Origin of the sequence: uncultured Psychrobacter sp. (assembly GCF_947500265.1) — a bacterium.
In the GTDB taxonomy this organism is placed as follows: Bacteria; Pseudomonadota; Gammaproteobacteria; order Pseudomonadales; family Moraxellaceae; genus Psychrobacter.
In genome coordinates, this window is record NZ_CANMRN010000005.1 from 150471 (window position 1) to 171084 (window position 20614).

11 protein-coding genes are annotated in these 20614 nt (G+C 42.8%); 5 read left to right on the plus strand and 6 right to left on the minus strand.

Features of this window, described 5'->3' with window-relative positions; genetic code table 11:
- Nucleotides 1–161: 161 nt before the first annotated feature.
- Complete coding sequence (locus Q0788_RS09065; protein WP_298809842.1) at nucleotides 162–1145, plus strand: sterol desaturase family protein; 984 nt, start codon at nucleotides 162–164, stop codon at nucleotides 1143–1145.
- A 239-nt stretch (nucleotides 1146–1384) separates the two neighbouring features.
- Nucleotides 1385–3061 carry a DUF3482 domain-containing protein gene (locus Q0788_RS09070; RefSeq protein WP_298809843.1) on the plus strand — a complete coding sequence of 559 codons (1677 nt, stop codon included), beginning with the start codon at nucleotides 1385–1387 and terminating at the stop codon, nucleotides 3059–3061.
- A 36-nt stretch (nucleotides 3062–3097) separates the two neighbouring features.
- On the opposite strand, the gene Q0788_RS09075 is transcribed toward Q0788_RS09070, so the two are convergent.
- The 3 genes from Q0788_RS09075 to Q0788_RS09085 form a co-directional block, all read right to left on the minus strand.
- Nucleotides 3098–4108: an ArsA family ATPase gene (locus Q0788_RS09075; RefSeq protein ID WP_298809844.1), complete on the minus strand. Its 1011-nt coding sequence runs from the start codon at nucleotides 4106–4108 to the stop codon at nucleotides 3098–3100.
- A 73-nt stretch (nucleotides 4109–4181) separates the two neighbouring features.
- Complete coding sequence (locus Q0788_RS09080) at nucleotides 4182–4493, minus strand: cory-CC-star protein (protein WP_201568976.1); 312 nt, start codon at nucleotides 4491–4493, stop codon at nucleotides 4182–4184.
- Nucleotides 4494–4608: 115 nt separating this feature from the next.
- Nucleotides 4609–6291, minus strand: a complete 1683-nt coding sequence (locus Q0788_RS09085; protein WP_191113583.1) for a carbon starvation protein A — start codon at nucleotides 6289–6291, stop codon at nucleotides 4609–4611.
- A gap of 302 nt (nucleotides 6292–6593) precedes the next feature.
- On the opposite strand from Q0788_RS09085, the gene Q0788_RS09090 reads away from it, so the two are divergent.
- Both Q0788_RS09090 and Q0788_RS09095 read left to right on the plus strand, forming a co-directional pair.
- Complete coding sequence (locus Q0788_RS09090; protein WP_201579714.1) at nucleotides 6594–7262, plus strand: hypothetical protein; 669 nt, start codon at nucleotides 6594–6596, stop codon at nucleotides 7260–7262.
- Between the two features lie 102 nt (nucleotides 7263–7364).
- Nucleotides 7365–7928 (plus strand): hypoxanthine-guanine phosphoribosyltransferase, encoded by a 564-nt coding sequence (locus Q0788_RS09095; protein WP_057760160.1) that lies wholly within the window; start codon nucleotides 7365–7367, stop codon nucleotides 7926–7928.
- Nucleotides 7929–8034: 106 nt separating this feature from the next.
- Here Q0788_RS09095 and recD read toward each other — a convergent pair whose 3' ends face one another.
- The 3 genes from recD to Q0788_RS09110 all read right to left on the minus strand — a co-directional run bounded on the left by recD (nucleotide 8035) and on the right by Q0788_RS09110 (nucleotide 19642).
- On the minus strand, nucleotides 8035–10254 hold the full coding sequence (recD, locus tag Q0788_RS09100; RefSeq protein WP_298809850.1) for an exodeoxyribonuclease V subunit alpha: 2220 nt from the start codon (nucleotides 10252–10254) through the stop codon (nucleotides 8035–8037).
- Nucleotides 10255–10328: 74 nt separating this feature from the next.
- Nucleotides 10329–14879, minus strand: a complete 4551-nt coding sequence (locus tag Q0788_RS09105) for an exodeoxyribonuclease V subunit beta (RefSeq protein ID WP_298809853.1) — start codon at nucleotides 14877–14879, stop codon at nucleotides 10329–10331.
- Nucleotides 14880–15127: 248 nt separating this feature from the next.
- Entirely contained in the window at nucleotides 15128–19642 is a 4515-nt protein-coding gene (locus Q0788_RS09110) for an exodeoxyribonuclease V subunit gamma (RefSeq protein ID WP_298809855.1), read from the minus strand.
- A 440-nt stretch (nucleotides 19643–20082) separates the two neighbouring features.
- Here Q0788_RS09110 and Q0788_RS09115 point away from each other — a divergent pair, with 440 nt between their 5' ends.
- Complete coding sequence (locus Q0788_RS09115; protein WP_298809858.1) at nucleotides 20083–20607, plus strand: hypothetical protein; 525 nt, start codon at nucleotides 20083–20085, stop codon at nucleotides 20605–20607.
- Nucleotides 20608–20614 lie beyond the last annotated feature (7 nt).

Here is a 20614-nt window from a genome sequence, read left to right on the forward strand (position 1 = left end):
CTTATCATTATGACTAGCATGATATACAATAAATAAATATTATAGGTCTTTAACCTCAGACAGGCCTAAAGACTTATTGATATAACAGTTAAGATATATTTTGATAGCTGTGACGTCATATCAAGATGACAAGGATGTTTTATAGTGGCTAGGAGCCCAAGATGGCAGCATATATCTCTTTAGACAGCCCCCTTATGACTCTAGGTCAGTATGGTCAACTATTGGATGGTTACCGAGAGGCATTAAACCAAAGTATCTTAACGGCTGCGCCAGAGTCATGGCAGCCAATGCTAGAGAGCATTCTACCCGCGTATTGGCAAGAGTGGCTACTACCGCTGGCTGGTGGTCCATTTTTCTTGTTATTTTTGGCAGAATGGTTCTATCAGTCCAAGCGTGGCAATAGTAAAAGCTTTAGCTTGCGCCGTGCGATGACCAATTTTAGCTTGGGCGGCTCTTATTTAGGGTTTGAATTGATTGTCCAAGCGCTTATCGTCATACCTATCTGCTTATGGTTATATCAATATCGCTTATTTACTATTGAGGTGACATGGCTTACCGCCATCCCTATATTCGTTGCGGTTGAGTTTAGCTATTACTGGTTCCATCGCGCGTCACACCGTATGAATTGGTTTTGGTCAGCGCATGTCGTGCACCATTCAGATGACCATATGAATCTGTCCACTGCCATGCGTCAAAGCCTGCTGTACTCAGTGACGGGATGGTGGCTATTCTTTGTCCCGCTGATGATGTTGGGCGTACATCCTGTCTGGGTATTCTTCTTTTATGCGTTAGATTTGATTTATCAATTCTTTATCCATACCGAAACAGTAGGAAAATTTCCAAAATGGATTGAGTATGTTTTTGATACCCCATCCAATCACCGCGCCCACCATGGCACCAATAATGAATATATTGACCAAAATTACGGCGGCGTGCTCATTATTTTTGATCGCTGGTTTGGCACTTATGTAGAAGAAGATACCGCCAATAACCCCGTCCAATATGGTGCCGTTGGTGAAGCCAGTCATGACAATATCGTCAGCCTGATATTTGGGGTTTTTTACCGTATGTGGCAGCGGTTTTTTCGTGCCAAAGGGCTTAAGAAAAAGCTAAAGGTACTGCTGCGTCCACCAAGTGCTGTCTAATATAGTCAATTCTCTATACATTGGATACGATGTCAGTCTCGCTTAGCCTACTATTTGTAGTGCTTTCACTCGTCTTCCTTGTATCTAATGTATATTGAACCGACTAGAGCATGATTACAAATGCGTGGACTACGATTTATGATATGACAATACGCATTCATAACCGATACCCAGTCAGATTTGTTTTACAATAAATGGCTACTATGTGTTTTTGCCATCAATAAATATAAGACGTTACTATGAATAATGACAATAAAAATAATCATGAGAGTAATAAGCCTGCAGGTCTCTTTGCAGACAAGGCTTATGAGCCAACTCCTGATGTCTCAAGCATTCCTTCAGAAAACACCTCAAAATCCACAGTAGCTCAGTCAATAGCTACTCAGGATAATCAACCTGTATCAACCGATACATCAGCAACGACAGCACCAGCGTCAAGGGTAACAAAGAAAACGATTGCCAGTGGTGAACCGCTTAAATTAGCCGTTGTTGGTCATACCAATACGGGTAAAACCTCTATACTGCGCACGTTATTGCGAGACGTATATTTCGGTGAAGTCAAAAACGAAGCGGCGACCACGCGTCACGTCGAGCAAGCACAGCTGACAGACAGTCGCACTGGTGAGGTGCTAGTGGCATTATACGACACACCTGGTCTGGAAGATGCTTCAGGGCTTATGGACTGGCTAGAGGATAATACTGCCAGTCGCCGTGATGGTATTGAACGTCTGCAACAGTTTTTGGCGGCGGATGTCGCTCAAGGTGCAGACAGTTATGACTTGCCCTATGATTATAGCCAAGAAGCCAAAGTGATTCGTCAGCTGCTGACAAGTGATATGGCCATTTACGTGGTAGATGCTCGTGAGCCTGTATTGGGTAAATATAAAGATGAGCTAGCGATTTTGTCTTGGGCTGCGATTCCTGTGATGCCTGTTTTTAATTTTACCGACAGTCAGAATGCCAATATCGACGACTGGCAAACGATGCTGGCAAGACGCAATCTGCATATTTCAACGCGTTTCGATTCGGTCGCGTTTGAGTTTGAAGATGAGATGCGTCTATGGAAAAACCTAGCCACCATGCTTACTCACTCTGAAATGCTTGAGCAGTTGATGCAACGTCGAACGGAAGACTGGGCGCAGCTGTATGATGAGGCCAATATCATCATCGCTGATTTTTTATTGAATGTTGCTGCCTTTGTGCGCGAGATCAATGAAGATGACGACCCATTGCCTGTGTTACAGCAAATGCAAGAAGCCGTTAGGCAAAGTGAACGTGCGATGCAGCACAACCTACTTAACCTTTATAAGTTTTATGACAACGCGGTCGCAGCAACGCCGCTTGAATTACAAGCCTATCAACAAGACCCTTTTAACCCTGAACTTCTCAAGAGCTACGGTATTCGTACCACTTCTGGTGCAGCAGCTGGCGCGCTTCTAGGACTAGGTATCGATGCCGCAGCCCTAGGTACCACACTGGGATTGGGTGCTGCAATAGGCGGTATCGCAGGCGGGTTGCTATCGAATACCAGCAGTATTGCCGATAGGATTACTGGGGTAAAACGCTTATATATCGATCCTGCTACGTTGACGCTATTAGCAACGCGAGCATTAGACTTACTTACTGCATTACGTCATCGTGGTCATGCTGCTACAGATGCCACTCAGTTATTATATAAAGGCGAAAACAGCAGTCTTGGAACGTCGCTAACTGACGACAGTGACCATGCAGATGAAGACAATAATCCAATTACTGTATGGCCGGCTCATAAATTACCAAGTGAGCTTAAAAAAGCCCGAGGTAAACCGCAATGGTCGTCGCTTAGCAGCGGCAAGTCCGAACAAGCTCAGTTATTACGCACAGACATGGCATGGTCGCTGTCAGGTAAACTACAGTCGTATAAACGTGAGTCATAAATTACTAGCGAACTATCAGCGAACTATCTATGCACCCTATGCACTTAACAACACACTCAATGCATCTGTGCCGCGTACATCTGTCTGTTGCAGATAGATCGGATACAGCGGGTACTTGGTAAAGTTTTGTTCGATATCCTGCAGCAAATGCTGCTGACGCTCAGCACGGCGTCGCCAAAAATCATCCAACTGCGTGGTTGATATCAGCTGATTAATGACGATTGCTGCTGGCATGAGCTTACTATCTTCCAATTGCTCGATTGCGCGCTTGGTCTCAGCCAATGGTAAAACATCAGCGGTCATCACCAATACAATCGCTGTTTGTGTACGGTCATGTAGTAGCAACCCTGCTTGGCGGAACAATTGCTTACGTCTTTCTAATACGGATACAGCTTGTTCCCAGCGATCTGATTTTTTGGCTGCAAACGGATTGGCCACATCGTTTTTATCATTTTTTTGATTGTGACTGTCCAAGTGTGTCGCCACCGAACGTAATTTGGCCTGTCGTCGCTGCTGTGCAAGCAGCCCATCCGTCCATGCTCCCATCATTTCTGGTAATACCAATAATCGCAAAGTATGACCTGTCGGTGCGGTATCAAAGATGATGTGCTCATACCCAGCATCTGCCGCTTCGACTAAATGGTGACACATAGATTCGAGCATCGCGGCTTCTTGGGCGCCAGGTGCCGACTTAGATAGCTTCAGATGCTCACGAATTTTTGGCATCATATCTGGGTTGGCATAAGCTTTAATTGTACGTTCAACTTGAGCAAAATGTTCATCGACAATCACGTCAGGATTTAACTCAATCGCATCTAGATAAGGTGATATCACCGTTTTCTCATTATTGAGTCGTACATTCAATACATCGCCCAAACTATGTGCCGGATCGGTTGAGACAATTAAGGTTTTTTGCTGCTGGCTTGCATAGTAGCTGGCTAGGGCTGCAGCAGTTGTGGTCTTCCCTACACCGCCTTTGCCGCCGATAAATATAATCGGCTGTGTCTCCAACTGCTCTACCAATCCATGTAAAGGGTGTAATGCCATATTGTTATCTCGTATTTTGTCTCATTATCTAATAAATGCTTAGCTACTTTTTTATATAGTCAATCCACTACGGTTAGCAGCACCCAACGTGGTCAAATGGACATCTATCCATTCCCATACGTGTATGCCACTCATGAAAGTTTTCTAAAAATAATGGCTGTAGCTCTAATGTATAAAAGCTGGCGGGATTATCAATCCCCAAACTCTCAGCAAACATGAGCAACATAAAAAAATCTTCTTCATCACGTGCGGCGCGTGCCATCGTCTGACGATAAGGCGCATGATAAAACTCATTTAATCCACTCTTAAACCGTTGCCACCATGGTTGAGTGTTCTCTAGTGGTTGAACATTTTCTATATCATTCGATGTGTTTTTATTTTCCATAATGTGCTCGTATTTTACTTAATTCTTATGACCTATCATGCCTATATGATACAAAAAACGCCAACAATTGCTGCTAGCGTTTTTTATTAAACAGACACTCAATATGGTTTAACGTTTAAACCTCGCCGTTTTTACCTTTATGTAGTGACCACTCTTTGCGTAGTACAGACAAACTCTCAAACGTCACCAAAATGGTCGCGATTAAGATAATAATATCCATAATAATAAGTAGCCAATTACCATCAGTAAAGAAGGTTTTGAGCTGAATCAATAGTGCAAAGACAGTCATAACCAACAAGAACGACAATGGTGCTAAGGTGTACCAAACTGGCTTGCCCTTACGTAACAAGATAATGGTAACGATCATCAAGGTTAAGGCAGCCATTAACTGGTTGGTTGTACCAAATAGCGGCCAAATAATCATACCACCCGCGCCATCGATACCACCAGCACCGAACGCTAATAACAAACAGCTTCCGACAGCAAGTAACGTTGCAACGACACTCTTATTGAGTACGGGCAAATTATAAAATTCACCAAATTCTTGGAAGATATAACGTTGTAAACGTACGCCAGTATCCATCGTCGTACCAGCAAACAATGCGGCCATTACCGTAAGCATCGTCTGTGATAGCACCATATCGATACCAACGCCGGCATTCAAGATGGTCGCACCGCCATCGATGAACGCACCGATAGAACCATCACCAAACTTTTGATAGACCGCTTGCCAATCACCAAGAGTCGCAAAACCTGCGGTTGCTGCAAGGATTGCCCCAAGTGCTAGCATACCCTCGCCCAATGCACCAAAGTAACCAACGAAACGAACGTCTTCTTCTTTATCAATCTGCTTAGAAGTGGTACCTGTTGCGACCAAACCATGAAATCCTGATATGGCACCACAAGCAATCGTCACAAACAACAATGGTAGAAGTGACGGTGTATCCGCTGGTAATGCAGTGTTAACCGCTGGCGCGACAATATTAGGCGTGCCAATAAAAATAGCAGCATATAATAAAATCAAACCGACAAATAACTGTAAGCCATTAATATAATCACGAGGTTGAAGCAGCATCCATACAGGCAACAACGACGCAATCGCCGCATAGGCGAACAAAATCAAGATCCATACTGCGTTATCAGGCAAACCCATAACGGTCTCAGGTAACACAATCGGGAACATAGGGCCAAGATAGATAAGCCCGTACAGGGCCGTTACCCCGATAATGGACACCCAGACCAGATTCATATTGTAGCGATAGATACACTGTCCGATGATAAAGGCAACCACTAAGGCACCCCACACTGGCAATACCGCAGATGGCGTCTTAATCATCATATTGGCAATAGCTACACCAAATACAGCATTAACCATCAGTAGTAATAAGAAGATGACAACCATCATCAAGCTGCGGACACGTGTGCCCATGACAGTACCAGCGATAGAGCCAATCGACTGACCTCTATTGCGCATACTTGCCCAAATAGCAGACATATCATGTACACCAGCCATAAAGATAGTACCTACCACTACCCAAATAATGGCAGGCACCCAGCCCCAAATAACTGCAATTGCAGGACCGATAATTGGTGCAGCCCCTGCCACTGACGTGAAGTGATGCCCCCACAATACATACTTATTGGTGGGAACATAATCGATCCCATCTTTCATCGTATGTGCGGGTGTAGGACGGCTGTTGTCCAATGCTAAAATTTTGGTGGCGATAAATTTTGAATAAAACACGTAGCCGCAGAGCATAGCGGCAACGGCGAATAGTAGTACGATAGCACTATTCATCTCATCTCTCCCTAGACAAGTAGTCAATAGCCTTATAAGTTCAAGCTTTTTGAATTAAAATATGAAAAATATGCTAAATTAGTGTGCGATGAGTGACTCAGCTCATCTATCGTTTAGGTAAATTCTAGCAATTTGCAAAATTATTACCAATCAACAAAGTCATTTATCTTATAACTAGGGCATGTCACTAATCAGCATTTGGTTTGATGAGCCTGAGACTAAAACTTTGTTTGAATAATAACTGATTTGGTGATAAATGTAACGCAAGTAAGACATAAAAAACAACAAATAAAGGAAGTGCAATGGCACATTATTTTGGATTCGTACCCTCAGATAAACTAAAAGCTTTAATCAGTGAGGCCGAACAAGTCGTTGCTTCAAATGAGAATGTAGAGTACTACCCTTATCGCGATGCCCTTACGCATCAGACAGCGCGCGATCTTACTGATAATTTATTGGTTGGTTTGGTAGAGATTATTCCTAACCCTGAGCGCCAAGCCTCTATGCGTAAAATTGTTGGAACGATTGAACGCGCGACAGACACTCTGCTCAATATCTTACTAGGTAAAGAAAACAACAAAGACGTGTTACCAAGTTTTCATTTTCTAAGGGATCACGCAACCTTTATTGATAACGAAGGCGTTAAACGTGTCGGCTTTAAACTGTCAGAAAAAGATGCCAATACCATCACTGAAGGGTTTGCTGCTATCACGCCTGAACATGTAGATAGAGCCAAATTCAAAACAGCACTCGAAACCATGAACGAAGAAACATTGACTCACTTTATCAGTCGCTATGCCGAGACATTAAAGCTAGGCATGATCAAACGTAAGTCAGTTCCAGTTGCCAAATCGGCAATTGATAAAGGCATGAGTATGGCACTTAATAAGCTATTACCTGACCTACCAAATGACTCATTGAATAGATTGGCCAATTATTACCGTCCATTTATTATAGAAAAGCCAGAATAATCCCAAAATTTGGATTAATTTTGTCCCAAAAGTCATATGACGTTGGGCAAATTCACTAAAATTTGCTAAAATAAGCGGCACTTTTTACCAAAGGCGCACCCGATGACCCAAATCAGTAACCAAGAAATTGAAAAAACCTTACGCAACTCAGAGTGCCTTATTAGCAGTATCGAAGTAGCTGCTGCTTATGAGCGTTTGGCCGCTCAGCTCAATCTACATTATGCTGGTCTAAACCCAATTGTTATGGTCGTGATGAACGGCGGCCTGATCCCAGCTGGTCAACTATTGACACACCTTACGTTCTACCATCGTATGCATTATATCCATGCGACTCGTTATCGTGATAACGAAGGTACTAATGAGCTTGATTGGAAATTCAAGCCTGATGTTAGTATCGAAGGTGAGCACGTATTGTTAATCGACGACATCTTTGACGAAGGTATTACTCTAAAAGCAGTTGTTGAAGAATTAAGTAAAGAAAAGCCTCTATCACTTGAGTCTTGTGTCTTGCTTAACAAGCAACATGATCGCAAAGTTGCAGATTTTGACGTAGATTTTGTGGGTATTGATGTTGCAGATCGTTATGTTTACGGTTGTGGTATGGATTTCCATGGTTACTTGCGTCACCTGCCAGGTATCTATGCAATCAAAGAAGACAAAGTTTAATTCTTAGACTTGATTGATTAAAATAGTTAAGTCCTAAAAAAGCATCCAATTTGGATGCTTTTTTATTGCGCTGATTTATTGTGCCGACAACAACTTGAATGAATCGTTAAAACTGTAATGCCAAACCAGTATGGCGTTCAGTCGGTGTTTGAACTGCTTTTTCTAAAGCGTGCTTGGTACTATATATCGTTACCTGCTTCTTAGCACGAGTCACTGCCGTATAGATAAGCTCTTTGCTCAGCAATCTTGCATGACTATTATCGAAAGTAATGGCAACATGATCAAATTCGGATCCTTGTGACTTATGAATGGTCATTGCATATGCCGTGGCTATCACCTCTTCATTTAGCAAATTAACAGCTATCCCTTGTGTCTTATTTTCAAAGAATACCTCTAATTGGCTCCTTTCATCTGATGTTTGTAAGCAGAAACCAATATCCCCATTAAATAGCCCAAGCTCATAGTTATTTTGTAGCATCATAACAGGACGTCCATGGAACCATGTGTTTTGACCCAATGGTAACTTTAACTCAGCTAGATGCCATTGAGTGAGGTATTTATTGATATAGTGGTTGCCCCACTCACCATTGTGACCAGCAGTTAGGATTCTAAATTGATTAAATACTTCCATTAACGAAGTGGTAGTATTTTTAACTGATTCTGGCACGGATTTCTCCATTGGATTCTCTAGTAAATTGCTAACTTTATCTATGTATGATTGGTAATTACTGGAAACTTCTGAAATGATTTTTTCTTTGCTTAGGCTATTTTCTATCTTGTTATTTAACACCGACTCTGCTTGTAACGTATTAACATATTGAAAACTCAAAGCAGCGTCTTGCCTTAATAATTGCCAAATAGCTTGAAGATTTGTCTCTGCTTTATTAATTTGAGTGGCCAGTTTACCGATACCTGACTCGGCGCTAAATCGGCGGCTCTCGGTTAGTTCTGCATGTACGGGTTGCAGTAGCGGAATGCGACATAGATCGGCCAGCACAGCTCCTGCATCGACGGCTGCCAACTGGTTAGCATCTCCTAATAGTATTAGCCTTGCACCTGGCTTTACCGCGCTCACAAGATAGTTAGCCAACTCAACTCCGAGCATAGATGCCTCATCAACGATGATAATATCCTCACCCAGTGGGTTGTTAGCATCGTAACGCGGTCTACCCGTTCGACCGATACCTAGTAGACGATGGATTGTTTTTGCCTCTTGCAACTGCAGCTCTACATTTGCGTCGTCTAAAGCCGCCTGTAGAGACTCTTGCATACGCTGGGCTGCCTTACCCGTTGGCGCCGCTAATGCTAGGCTAGCACTGTCTGTACTAAATCTAATATGTTCAGACTCATCTCCCCTACTCTCTGTCGCCTGTTGTAACGCGATAACCAATTGAGCAACGGTGTAGGTTTTACCTGTCCCTGGGCCACCAGTAATGATACTAAATGCATTATTGTTCGCCACATTGATAGCGGCTATCTGTTGGTCATTTAAGTTCTCAGGCATAGCAATGTCTAAAGGCACTATCCGCTGATTCAAAATATGACTGATATGCTGTGCTAAATTAAACTCTGCCTGCCATGTGCGGTGTAACCAAAATGTGATTTTCGAACTTTTGGTTACTTCATTTTTAGTTATACTATAAATAATTGGTTGATTATTTTTGCTTAGGCTATTTTGATTGTTGTTAAAATCAGTATCAGTATCACTATTCGCCTCAACATTAGCAAATAAAGCATGCTCATGGATTGAATGAACGAAAGTACTTAAGTCGCTATTTTTCAAGCGATGGTATAACGTAGTTATCGCATCAAAACGTTTGATCAACGTCCCTTTTTCATGATTACTCAGTGCTAGCTGCGCCCACAAATAATCTCGCTGACCAAACAAAGTATCTAGTAATACAAATAGCGATGTCTCCGTTGTAGTGTCATCGTCTAGTTGCGTGTTTGGTTGCGTGTTTATCTGAGTATCAATCAGCGCAAAAATTGGTGTCGCCAGTATCTCTAGTAAGTTCTGCTGCCATGCATATAACGTGACTATTTCCCCATTAATTTGCCCTTGCATGGGAGCTTCATGATCGGCTGTATCGACAATTAATACAGTATGGCCCTCTTCCAAATGAGCCGCTAAAATAACGAATAGAGCCGTAAATAAATCGCTATCTTCTGACTTACCGTTTCTTCTATTTTCATCGTTTGTCTTTGCATCTGTCGCGTCATACGCTACATGCGTTTGTCGACGACGCAACAAGATATAATCGCTGATGTTACCGGCCCAGCTCTCTTGCAAGCTAATAGCTGACTTACTTTTATTATTATTACTCATCGTATATTTATCTCTTATTAATCTGATTAACTGCTATAACAATTTTTGTCTACCTAGTTGCTATATAAGGTTTATTAATCCGGTAGGCCAAACAATGCATCTAGACCTTTAATAAAGGCGATAGGAATATCCCAAGTGACCAATCCATAGCAACTGTTACTGCTCAAGCTATCGTGGTTAGACTGAGCCCTATCTTTTGATGTAGGCATAGTAGCTGCTTGAGCATTCGGGTCATACACACCGCGTAAAAACACGTACTCTACAGCGCCTAAGTACTTATCTTCGTTACCCGTATAATCACTGATTCTCATAGCAAGGAACCGATGTAATGCTACTTGATAGATTGCTGCTTGTAGCCAGTAGCCTGCTTTGGACATTGCTTTCTTGAGCGTATCTTCATTGTAGTCGCTTAGGCTATTTCCTAGAAAGTTACTCTTATAATCGACCACATAATACTTGCCAGCATGCTCATACACTAAGTCAATCTCACCACGCAAATAACGATATAGATGTGCTTTATTTTGTGGCACTAGAGTAACGTGTTTATCTGTTTCGTCAGGTAAATACTGTTGGAAAAGCTTACTAATATCCTGTGCTTTAAAATTCTCTGACAACCCCATGTTGAACTCTAACTCGGCAAATCGCTTACCTTTATCAAGAGCAATCAAGGGTTGATTGGAAGCTAATAGCGGCGCATGCAGCACCTCTTCAATCCAATTAACTAATGCCTCATGCTTGGTTGTGTCTATTGACTCAAGATCAAACCCATCACTATCTCTTTGTTTTTTGCCTTGGGATCTGCGGCTCTGCTGTTCAGCACTGCTATATATCAGCGGCAACTGATAGCTATTAATCGCTCTATCAATAACCTGATGCCACTGGGCTTTATTAGTGAAATCGATTTGTTCAAATATCTCATGCAAAAACGTACCGGCATTGGCACCTTTTACAAAGGTAAAGCGGATATCATCTTCTACCTTGAAGCTTATTTCACTGTCTTGTTCGAGAGACTCTTTGCTATTCAGTGAAGAAAGGTCTGAAACAGAAGACTCTGTCATATCAATATCTATCGCATCATCAATACGCTCATCCACTATCGCCATTGCTTGTGTAGATTCATCTAGCTGACGCGCTAAGGCGGTAAAACTGGTCTTGGCCCAGCCATAAAAATAATTGGTTTTCATAACCTCAGCAAAGGGCGCGTACTCAATAGCCTCTGTCGTAGGCTTATGAGCATTTGACTTGGTAGCAGCCATCTGAACATTGTCATTTATACCTGCTGAGTTAGCATTATTGCTTGCGTAATTATTGTCATAGAACTCATTAACCTTATGACCTCTAAGCATACCTACAATGCCTTTGAGCCTATCAGGTAGCTCGAACTTTGCTTCTGGCGATTCAAACCAATAGAACACTGGTTTTAGCTCAAACCCTGTTTTGTTACTCGGATCTCGTAACACAACATAAAGCTGCTCACTGGCTCGAGTAAATGCCACATAGCCAAGCCGTCTTATCTCATCAAAACCTTCTTGTGTCTCGATATCCGTATAGTAACCCTCATCCGTGGCAGAGCCTTGCAATGGTGAGAAGCGGCGCTGATTACCCGATTGATTATTTGTCGACTGCTGAACTTCTATCGACTGCCGCACTAGCGCTGAAGGCGCTTGTTGCGCATTATATAGATACAGCCCATAGTCTTCCTTATTACCAGACTTCCTACTGGCATCACCCATTCCCAATACATAGACAATAGGGAATTCAAGCCCTTTTGACTTATGAATGGTCATCAGTTGCACGCCAGATTCTGTCGGTAGCGGATATTGCTTAGCCCAATCACTGTTGGGTGCTGTATCTATCTGCTGTCTGAACCACGCCAACAACTCATACTCACCCATTCCTAAACCATACTGCGCCAAGATATCCATCACATGACGCAAGTCCATGATATGGCGATCGCCTTCTGGATGAGCAGCTAAGGCCTGCCAAACACCTTGCGGCTGCACAGGGCTTTTATCTAATAAATAATGTAGCGCCGATAAGATGCCAAAGTGCTGCCAACGCTGTGCCCCTTCTTTTAGATAGGTAATAAAGTCTTGATAGCTCTTTTTAATATCAGTAGCTTCATTGGCTGGGTGGTCTTTCGAATTAGACTTATTTGAATGGGCGCTTGGTGTACTGCTACCCTCGGTAATGCCTGACTCATGATCCGTCATCATGGCTTTGATGTTTTTGATACTCAGTCCATATAGGTGGCTGGTCAACACCCGATTAATCATGTCATGACGATACGGATATAGCATGGCACTCAGTAATGCTGCCACATCTTCTGCCATGATAGTCTCAAAGATACTGACGTCACTGGTGGTCAAGGTCGGCACATTAAGTTTTACTAGCTCGTCTTCGACCCTTTTCAGATCTTTTTTGGCACGTGCTAGCACCCCAATATCACTCGGCTGAATCGGCTTACCTTTAAGTGTCTGACCACTATTAAGCAAAGTGGCTATATGGCGAGCTGTGATTTCATGTTCATCATAATCAAACTCTTTGTCCTTGTCATAAGGCAGGTGCAATAAGCTCACTGGCTGAGCAGAAAGCACCTCTGTCACTAGCACATCATCCAGACTATCTGACTCATTAAACCAAGACAGCTCATATTCCGGTTTTGCCGCTTTGATATGTTGGTAGTAAATACCAGTACCCAACTGCGACAGCCTATTCTCAGCAGTTGTTGCATCAGCCATACCAAACCAGCAGTTCAATGCGTTAATCACACCCGCATTAGAACGGCGATTGATATCAAGTGTCCAAAGCGTACTCTTGTCAAACTGGGCTTTCATATAATTATAGTTGGCCACATCGCCACCACGAAACCCATAAATAGCCTGTTTGGGATCGCCAACCAATAGCAGAAACTCATGATTGGTTTTGTTAGTGGTTGATTGCTTGTCACTGTCCGACTGTTTACGCTTATTCTTTGGCAAATAAATGCTTTCAATCATAATGGCTTGCTCGCCATTGATATCTTGCGACTCATCAATCAACGCCACAGGATAGTGATGACGAATATAACGCGCCAGCTTATCTCCTTGACGACCAGTTAATGCTTGGTTTAAGCGTACCATTTGTAAACTAAAAGTCGTCTCGCCACGCTCTTCCAAAATGACTGGCAGCCTATTGCGCACAGCAAGCACAATATGGCGGTTAAGATTGGCTAATACCAACAAAATATGCTGATTTAAACTATCAAGCATGTCTAAGATAGCCATTAACTTACTAATGGTCTCTAGCTCAAAAAGTGTCTGATGCTCTTTTTCTTTATTCTTATTAAAGTTCTTAATTTTGCCATCTTCATCGGGATATCTAGAATCCTGCAATGATGTCAAAATCTTATTCTCGCTCTCATTTAAATAGCTATTAAATGCTAGCTGATACTCTGATATCTTTTGATGCACCTCAATAATGGCATCAAACTGTTTGGTTAAATTAGAACCACCACGGAATCCTTGAGACTTTCTATAATCAGGATTTAAATAAGGCTGAATATCTGCTAAATCTAACTGAGAAAACTCATTGATTAGCTTTTCGTATGCATCAAAATCAAAGCTTTTCTCATGCCTTATCTCATCAATCGGCGCAGAGATAAAATTAAGCGAGCGAGTTACGTATTTCTTATGATCGCCAACTGCAGTCAGCTTACCTTGCTGATCCATTAGCGCGTAAAGTTTAGGCTGCTCATAATACAAACGGCTTTGAAACTGACGCAGCTCATCATGAATAATGCTGTCAGTCACCTGGTCAATACTGCTGTCTTCAATAATCCCCATGCCCTGCTGGTGACCCGTTTCGCTACTGTACTCCGTCAGCCATTTTTGCGCCAAGCTATCGAGCGTGCCTACGAATAGCTTATCTAGGGTGGTTAGTACTAATGCGGTACGCCTGATAGCTTCCGCCATTGGGTAACTGTACACGTGATCTAGCAAATAACCGACAAGATGCAAATTAATAGGATCTTGCATGATGCCGTCTAAGCGCACATATTTGGCCTGATTAACCAGCCAATCTTCACGGTCTTTCTTTGCCTGTTTACATTGCTCAGCCGCCGCTTGCTTATCAGCAGCAAGGTCTTGATTCAAATCGTTAATATCTATTTCAACATTTGCATCAGTACTTGAGTCATTATCTGCTTGTGCGTCTTTATCCTTATCCTTATCATTCTCAGGCATGACTTGCAGTATGTTGGGATAGAGACTCTCTTTATTGCTAATATCAGCACTTAGGCTATTGACCCATTGTAATAGCTGATAGAAATCTACCAAACGATCATGAATACGTTGACGCATTTCGGCAGCGGCAGCTCGAGTAAAAGTCGTGGCGATGATTTGCTCTGGTGCACGTCGCGCTTCGATCAGTAGGCGTAGTACAATACCGGTCAGCGTCCAAGTTTTGCCCGTGCCCGCTGAGGCTTCAATCAGGTGTTTACCCGTCAGATCAACATCAACTGCCGGTATGACATCATTTTTACGTTCAGGCACAGCAGATAAAGGCAGCTCATCTGAATATTCATCAAATAAATTCGGTTGTGTAGACAAGTCAATTGTATTGGTTGGATCGCTAAGGTCTGTCATATGGGCGCATACTTTTAATTATTATTTATTAGGGCGTGTCTTTAATTTACTCGATAGTTATCTAAATGGGCTAAAAACAGCTAAATTTTGCCAAACATCGTTAAATAGCTGGTTAATATCCCGATATTATCTGCACTATTTTCCTCGTTTGGCGGCAATTTATCTCATTTTTATCACCATTTTTGAAATGAAGACACGCCCTAGAACAAGATAGCAAAAACTAATTAGAGGCTGTTCTAGATAATGGGCTAACCATCTAAGTTAGTTAACGCATTAAACATCGGCGCGTATAATGGCTGGGCTAATGTAGTCAGAGCTGCCGATAGCGCTTTGAATGCATCTTGGTCACGTAGCACGTACTGCCAAATAGTATGCTGCGAGCAAGTATCGTATACCGTGTCTGAGTTATAGTTAGGTCTTAACCAGTCGGAGAAGTCGGCCCGTTTTGGCCAGTAGCGGTTGCTGTCACCTTCTTCAGCTGTTAGATACTTATCAAGGTAATTAAGTGCATATTCTGGTAATAACGTAATAGGCACTTGACCCGTTAACTTACCAAAAACAGCCCATTTTATCAGCTCAATCACAGCATCTTCATACATAATCGGACTTAGTTTAAATGCGATTACTTTCTCATATTTTTTGACTTGTGCACTAGGCTTATTAAAGCGCCAAATACTCACGCCATCATTTAATACCACTTGCTCGGCAGTGGTACGTCTGGCCACTTGCCAATACAAATGTGACAACCAAAACTTGAGTAAATGCCTAGGACTGGCAGAATTGGGTAATATGTTTAACCACTGCTTAGGTGATTGCTGAGCATAAGGCACGCCCGCCTGAATAATTGATATGGGTGCTAATATTGGTACTGAGCCTTTAATCTTAATGATTTTTGGCAGCAGCTTAAGCAGTGTTTCTATACCCTCTATATCTGTCTGGTCTTTTGAATCATTATCAGTGTTATTCAGTATATTTTTTAGCTCTATCTGAACAGGATATTCGGCGGTTGGGGTCAGTAGCTGTAATACACTGCTGATATCTGCCGTACTCTCGTTGAGAACACTGCTTTCGTCAAAGCCATTAGCCATTAACTGCTCTTTGAACTCTAGACATTGCTGTTGCAGTTTCTTTTGTTGATTGGGTAGCGTGGTTTGGCGAGCGACACCAGCGGGCATGATTTTTTGATACATCAGGATTGGAATGATGGTTTCAGCCGCTGCATTACTATCATTCTTTTTAGCCTCATCAGTAACCAACTGTTTAATCAAATGATCTTTGATTTGATAGGTAATTAAATTGTTTAGAAATAGCGGCTCTTGCTGCGACAGTGCTTCTTCACCTTGTACCACATGCACTTTTTGAGACCGTAAGAACGCTTTGGCAGGATGTCGCACTTGGTAAGCCAACACCCCTTCAATATCTATCTCTCCGATGTTAAATATACTATCGGATAACACTTGGATGAGCGCTTCTGTCATGCTATTGACATTGCTAGTATCGACAACCGTATCTAGCGCCAATAGTTCGACCAATGCAGACAAGGTTTGATTGTCTACTTGACCTAGCTGACCCAAGCCTTGGCCAAGCACCTGAGCGATTGACTCATACTCCGCCTTCGTGGGTAAGCCCACCAACTCTTTATGCTCACTAGATACTCGACCTTTTAATGTGTCGAACACCGCTTGCCAAAGCGGTGCAGGCGGAAACTGCTTTTTCTGAGCCAGTTTGGTTTTGCGCATGGCTGTATTTAATAAAGTATCCAACTCATCAATCATATCGACAGGGCTAGAATCCTGAGCGTTAGCATTAGCATTAACGTTGGCATTAGCATTGTCATCAATATCAGGAGACACTTGCTCAAAAACATCAGTGCCTTCGATTGCTGTCTCAAACAGACTCTCATGAAAAGGTAGTGCAGGATGCTCAGTCACCAACCACTGCTTAATCAATTTAGGCAAATAGCGCTTAAGGCTTTCCGTGGTAGGATCAATATTCTCGGGTAATGTCTCAAGCGAGTTCACCTGCCATTGCACCTCGCCTTGCAAAAACTGCAATAGCTCACTCACTGGATTGGCTGGCAAATGCTCATGGGTGTCCGTCAAGCTTTGGCCATTGTAGAACATCCAACATGCACTGCGCGCGCACAGTAGCGCATCTAAAAATGCGCCGTTGTCATCATCTTCACTAACTCTGTCACCACGGCGTGCATTGGTCGCTTTCATCAAATCATAGCGGTTATCTCGGTCACGCCCCGGAAACTCAGAGAGATCCATATTGAGCATCACCACCAGCTCAAATGGCACGTTTCTTAGTGCACCGAATCGACCAAAGGTAATCACCCCCGTCGGCTCCGCACTGACTTGCTGACTTTCAAGCTCGTTTTCGATACTGTCTAGCATAAAGCTCAGCTTGAGTGGCAATTGCTCCACACCTGCCAGCCTCTGCTCTACTTCTCTGTTATCGATATCACCACTAGCGTACTGCCTATAGTGACGATTGGCTCGCAGACTTGATTTAAAACCATTCATCGCGTTGTAAATGGCGCGCATGGTACGCGTTTGATCCACATCGCCAAAGTAGCGATGGATAACTTGTGTCTCAATCTGGTCGAGCCAATCTTCCGCTTTCATTTTTTGTGTATGGTCATCACGACGTGCAACCAAACCAGTATAAATGCGGCAAAGCGCTTCAACAATCAACGCATCATTTAGGCTCACTTGTGGTAAAGGCAAGGTCATTTCTGGTAACGCAGTGCTTGGCCATTCATCCTCATCTAAAGGATACAAGCAGTCGCTCAACTCAGCCTCTGGCATGACTAGACCTAGGGTCAATCTGTCTAACGCTTGCGCAAAGCTAAAGCGATAGTCATAGTCATTACTATCCAAAGTTTGCTTAAGATGCAACTCATCAAAACCGCGAATAAAGCCCGCCTCTACCAACAAATCACAGCCACGGCTCATCTGCTCGTGAGTCAGTCCAAAGCTTTCAAACAAGGGCGGTAACATGAGCCAGTCTAAGACTTCAGCTGCTTCAAAACGGGCACTATGGCTACCCAATAGTTTGTAAAAACCGATAATCGCTTCCCATAATTGGCGAATATCGGCGTCAACAACACCAGTCACTTTAGCAGGCAAAGTCAAGCCGTCTTGACCCTTACCATTGATGAAGATAGACCCAATCAATGCATGATGACGTTCAACATCAGGTAGCAGCACAACGATGTCGGAGATATGGCGTTTTTTCTCACCGGGCTTGATAGGTTCATTTAGCCAACGACCAATCATAATGCGCAGCACTTCAAGCTGACGCTGCAAACTATGACACGAATGAATGCTTAGGCTATTATCTTGCGAAGAAATTGCCCAAAAACGGTCTTTCTCAAAACGCTTATTCTCTAACGCTTCATCTTCATACCAAGCCGTTGCTGGCTTCTCTTCATCAAAGCTTGACTCTATATGCTTACTTACTGCTTGTGAGACTGTAGCAGCCGTTGCTTGCTGGGTCGATTGCTCATCAAGCATCAATACATCATTTTGCAAACGTTTTAATAAGCTCAGGTTACCTTGCGTATCTTGAGTACTGACAGCGTCATCAGCAGCATCTATGCTTTCATACTCGTAATGACCGAGCGCATTATCTACACTATTATCAAAGTTATCTTGCCATTCGACTAGCGCATCGTCGTATTGCTCATTACCTGATAAGTTGGCAAGCATGGCAAACGCATCGCGCGACTGCTTGCCCAAACGCGATAGCAAGCTATGACCATAATCACGTAAAAACACACTCTCAGGGTTGATAATCTGCTGACGCTGTAACCAAGCTTTATCAACGATATCTGCCCAGAACAGCTTTGATGGATTGTAATGTAATAGCGTGATATTCATGTATTGTGACAAGCGCTGTAGAAAATCAAGCTCGGTCTGTGGCAGTTGCTGAATGGTAAATATACGCAGTACTTTGGGCAACTGATCGCGCTCATTTGCCTTGTTACCTTTTAAAGCTGACCAGAACGCACGCTCCAGTGCCACACGGTGTAGATGAACATCAGCAAACAAATGCGACCATAAAAAACGTTGGGCAATTTCCAACTCAACATAATGCTCGACCAACCACTCAGGCGTACCGCGCGCATACTTATCAAAGCGCAGGGATAAGGCGTCTTTATCCGCTATCAACTCACTTACGTTCAACTGCTTATTTTGCGACCATAATGCCAACCAATCCTCACGGTGAGTCAAATAGCGGTTAAACACCCTAGCCAAATCGCTTGCCAGTTGCCAAATACGAGCATCTTGTTGCGCCTTATCCTGTTGTAAGCTGTCTTGTTGAGCAATTGCCTGTGGGTCATCAATCAAAGACGCTAGCAACGGATGAACTGGATGCTTTTCATCTGCAACAATCGACTCCTGATAATAAGTTAAATAACCAAACAATCGCCACTGCATTACTGTCGGTGATAACACCGCCACTTCGGGTACATTTAGAGTTGTCGCTTCAGGGTTTTGCGCCAGTAAGTATGCATTATGGCGAGTCAGGACATCTTGCATCAGCGTCCATTGATACTGGCCCCAAAACTTAGTACGCACCAAGGTACTAATACCAGCACGGCTAGCAATAGTTTTGTCTAACCAATCACCCAATACCATTGACGGTACAATGACAATAAAGGGTTCAAAAACCGGCTGATCCTTGGACTGGTATTGTACAAGCAATTGATCAACGAGGTTTTCGGTGCGGTGCGACTGAATAATAGTGAACATAGACAATAATCTGATTGCAATAAAGGTGAGATATTAGGATTAATAAAAAAGGCTTCACTTATAAATGAGATGTCTGTATCCAATGTCAAAAACGCTATAAAACGTCCAGAAAAAACAAAAATCGATACTCATTAATCCATGTTTGATGGTCGTTACTATGATGCATTTCTGCTAGCATGAGGGCTATAAACAAAAACAATCATAGTAGCAAATTCTACATATCCATTGATAAAGTTGACTTGCCAAATTTGCTATCAGTGTGCCATTGATGGTTATCGTTTACTAGTGTAGATGCCGATATTATAATAATCTTGCGACATTTAGTGTCGTTTTATACTATCATTCATATTTACAATGAAATAATCTCATTGCGGTTTTTAAATTGGCCTTTACAACCTGTATCTAAATAATACTTTCTATTGACGGGATTACTTAATATTATGCCATTGCGTCCCATTGATGCCATTTTTGTCCATCCAAAACAACGCTTATACGTCGTGTATTATCGCGGTGAGTTGTGGCAACTGCCGCGTATGAAAATCGATGACAGATCATGGCAAAACAGACGACCCTATACGGATGATAGTAGCTCACTTTATTTGAGCATCCATCAAGCTATCAGCGACCCTATCCTTGCGCAGAAACTGAGAACGCTAGATCTACCTGTAGCAGTACGTGGTAGCACGTTGCCACGTTTCGAAGCATGGTGGGAGGCACATGGGTTTAGATGGTTAAAAGACAGATTGTTAACCGGTGAATCGCCGTTAGCAGCGCATCAAACTACTACGCCTGCCAAAGTATTAAATGACCGATCTGATTCTCTAATAAATCGCCACACCAATGACCATACTGATGAAAGTGGTGAAGTTAATGAAGAACAAGTATCTACCCCTTCTGCAGATACGGATATCTTTGCAGACATGTTGGCTGAATTAACCGATGAAGTACTAGAACAAAAGCTTTAAAAACTAG

Coding starts and splice junctions, on each gene's coding strand:
- Q0788_RS09105 (WP_298809853.1), bottom strand. CDS start 14,879: ATGACAGACCTTAGCGATCCAACCAATACAATTGACTTGTCTACACAA.
- Q0788_RS09075 (WP_298809844.1), bottom strand. CDS start 4,108: ATGGCATTACACCCTTTACATGGATTGGTAGAGCAGTTGGAGACACAG.
- Q0788_RS09110 (WP_298809855.1), bottom strand. CDS start 19,642: ATGTTCACTATTATTCAGTCGCACCGCACCGAAAACCTCGTTGATCAA.
- Q0788_RS09070 (WP_298809843.1), top strand. CDS start 1,385: ATGAATAATGACAATAAAAATAATCATGAGAGTAATAAGCCTGCAGGT.
- Q0788_RS09085 (WP_191113583.1), bottom strand. CDS start 6,291: ATGAATAGTGCTATCGTACTACTATTCGCCGTTGCCGCTATGCTCTGC.
- Q0788_RS09080 (WP_201568976.1), bottom strand. CDS start 4,493: ATGGAAAATAAAAACACATCGAATGATATAGAAAATGTTCAACCACTA.
- Q0788_RS09115 (WP_298809858.1), top strand. CDS start 20,083: ATGCCATTGCGTCCCATTGATGCCATTTTTGTCCATCCAAAACAACGC.
- recD (WP_298809850.1), bottom strand. CDS start 10,254: ATGAGTAATAATAATAAAAGTAAGTCAGCTATTAGCTTGCAAGAGAGC.
- Q0788_RS09090 (WP_201579714.1), top strand. CDS start 6,594: ATGGCACATTATTTTGGATTCGTACCCTCAGATAAACTAAAAGCTTTA.
- Q0788_RS09095 (WP_057760160.1), top strand. CDS start 7,365: ATGACCCAAATCAGTAACCAAGAAATTGAAAAAACCTTACGCAACTCA.
- Q0788_RS09065 (WP_298809842.1), top strand. CDS start 162: ATGGCAGCATATATCTCTTTAGACAGCCCCCTTATGACTCTAGGTCAG.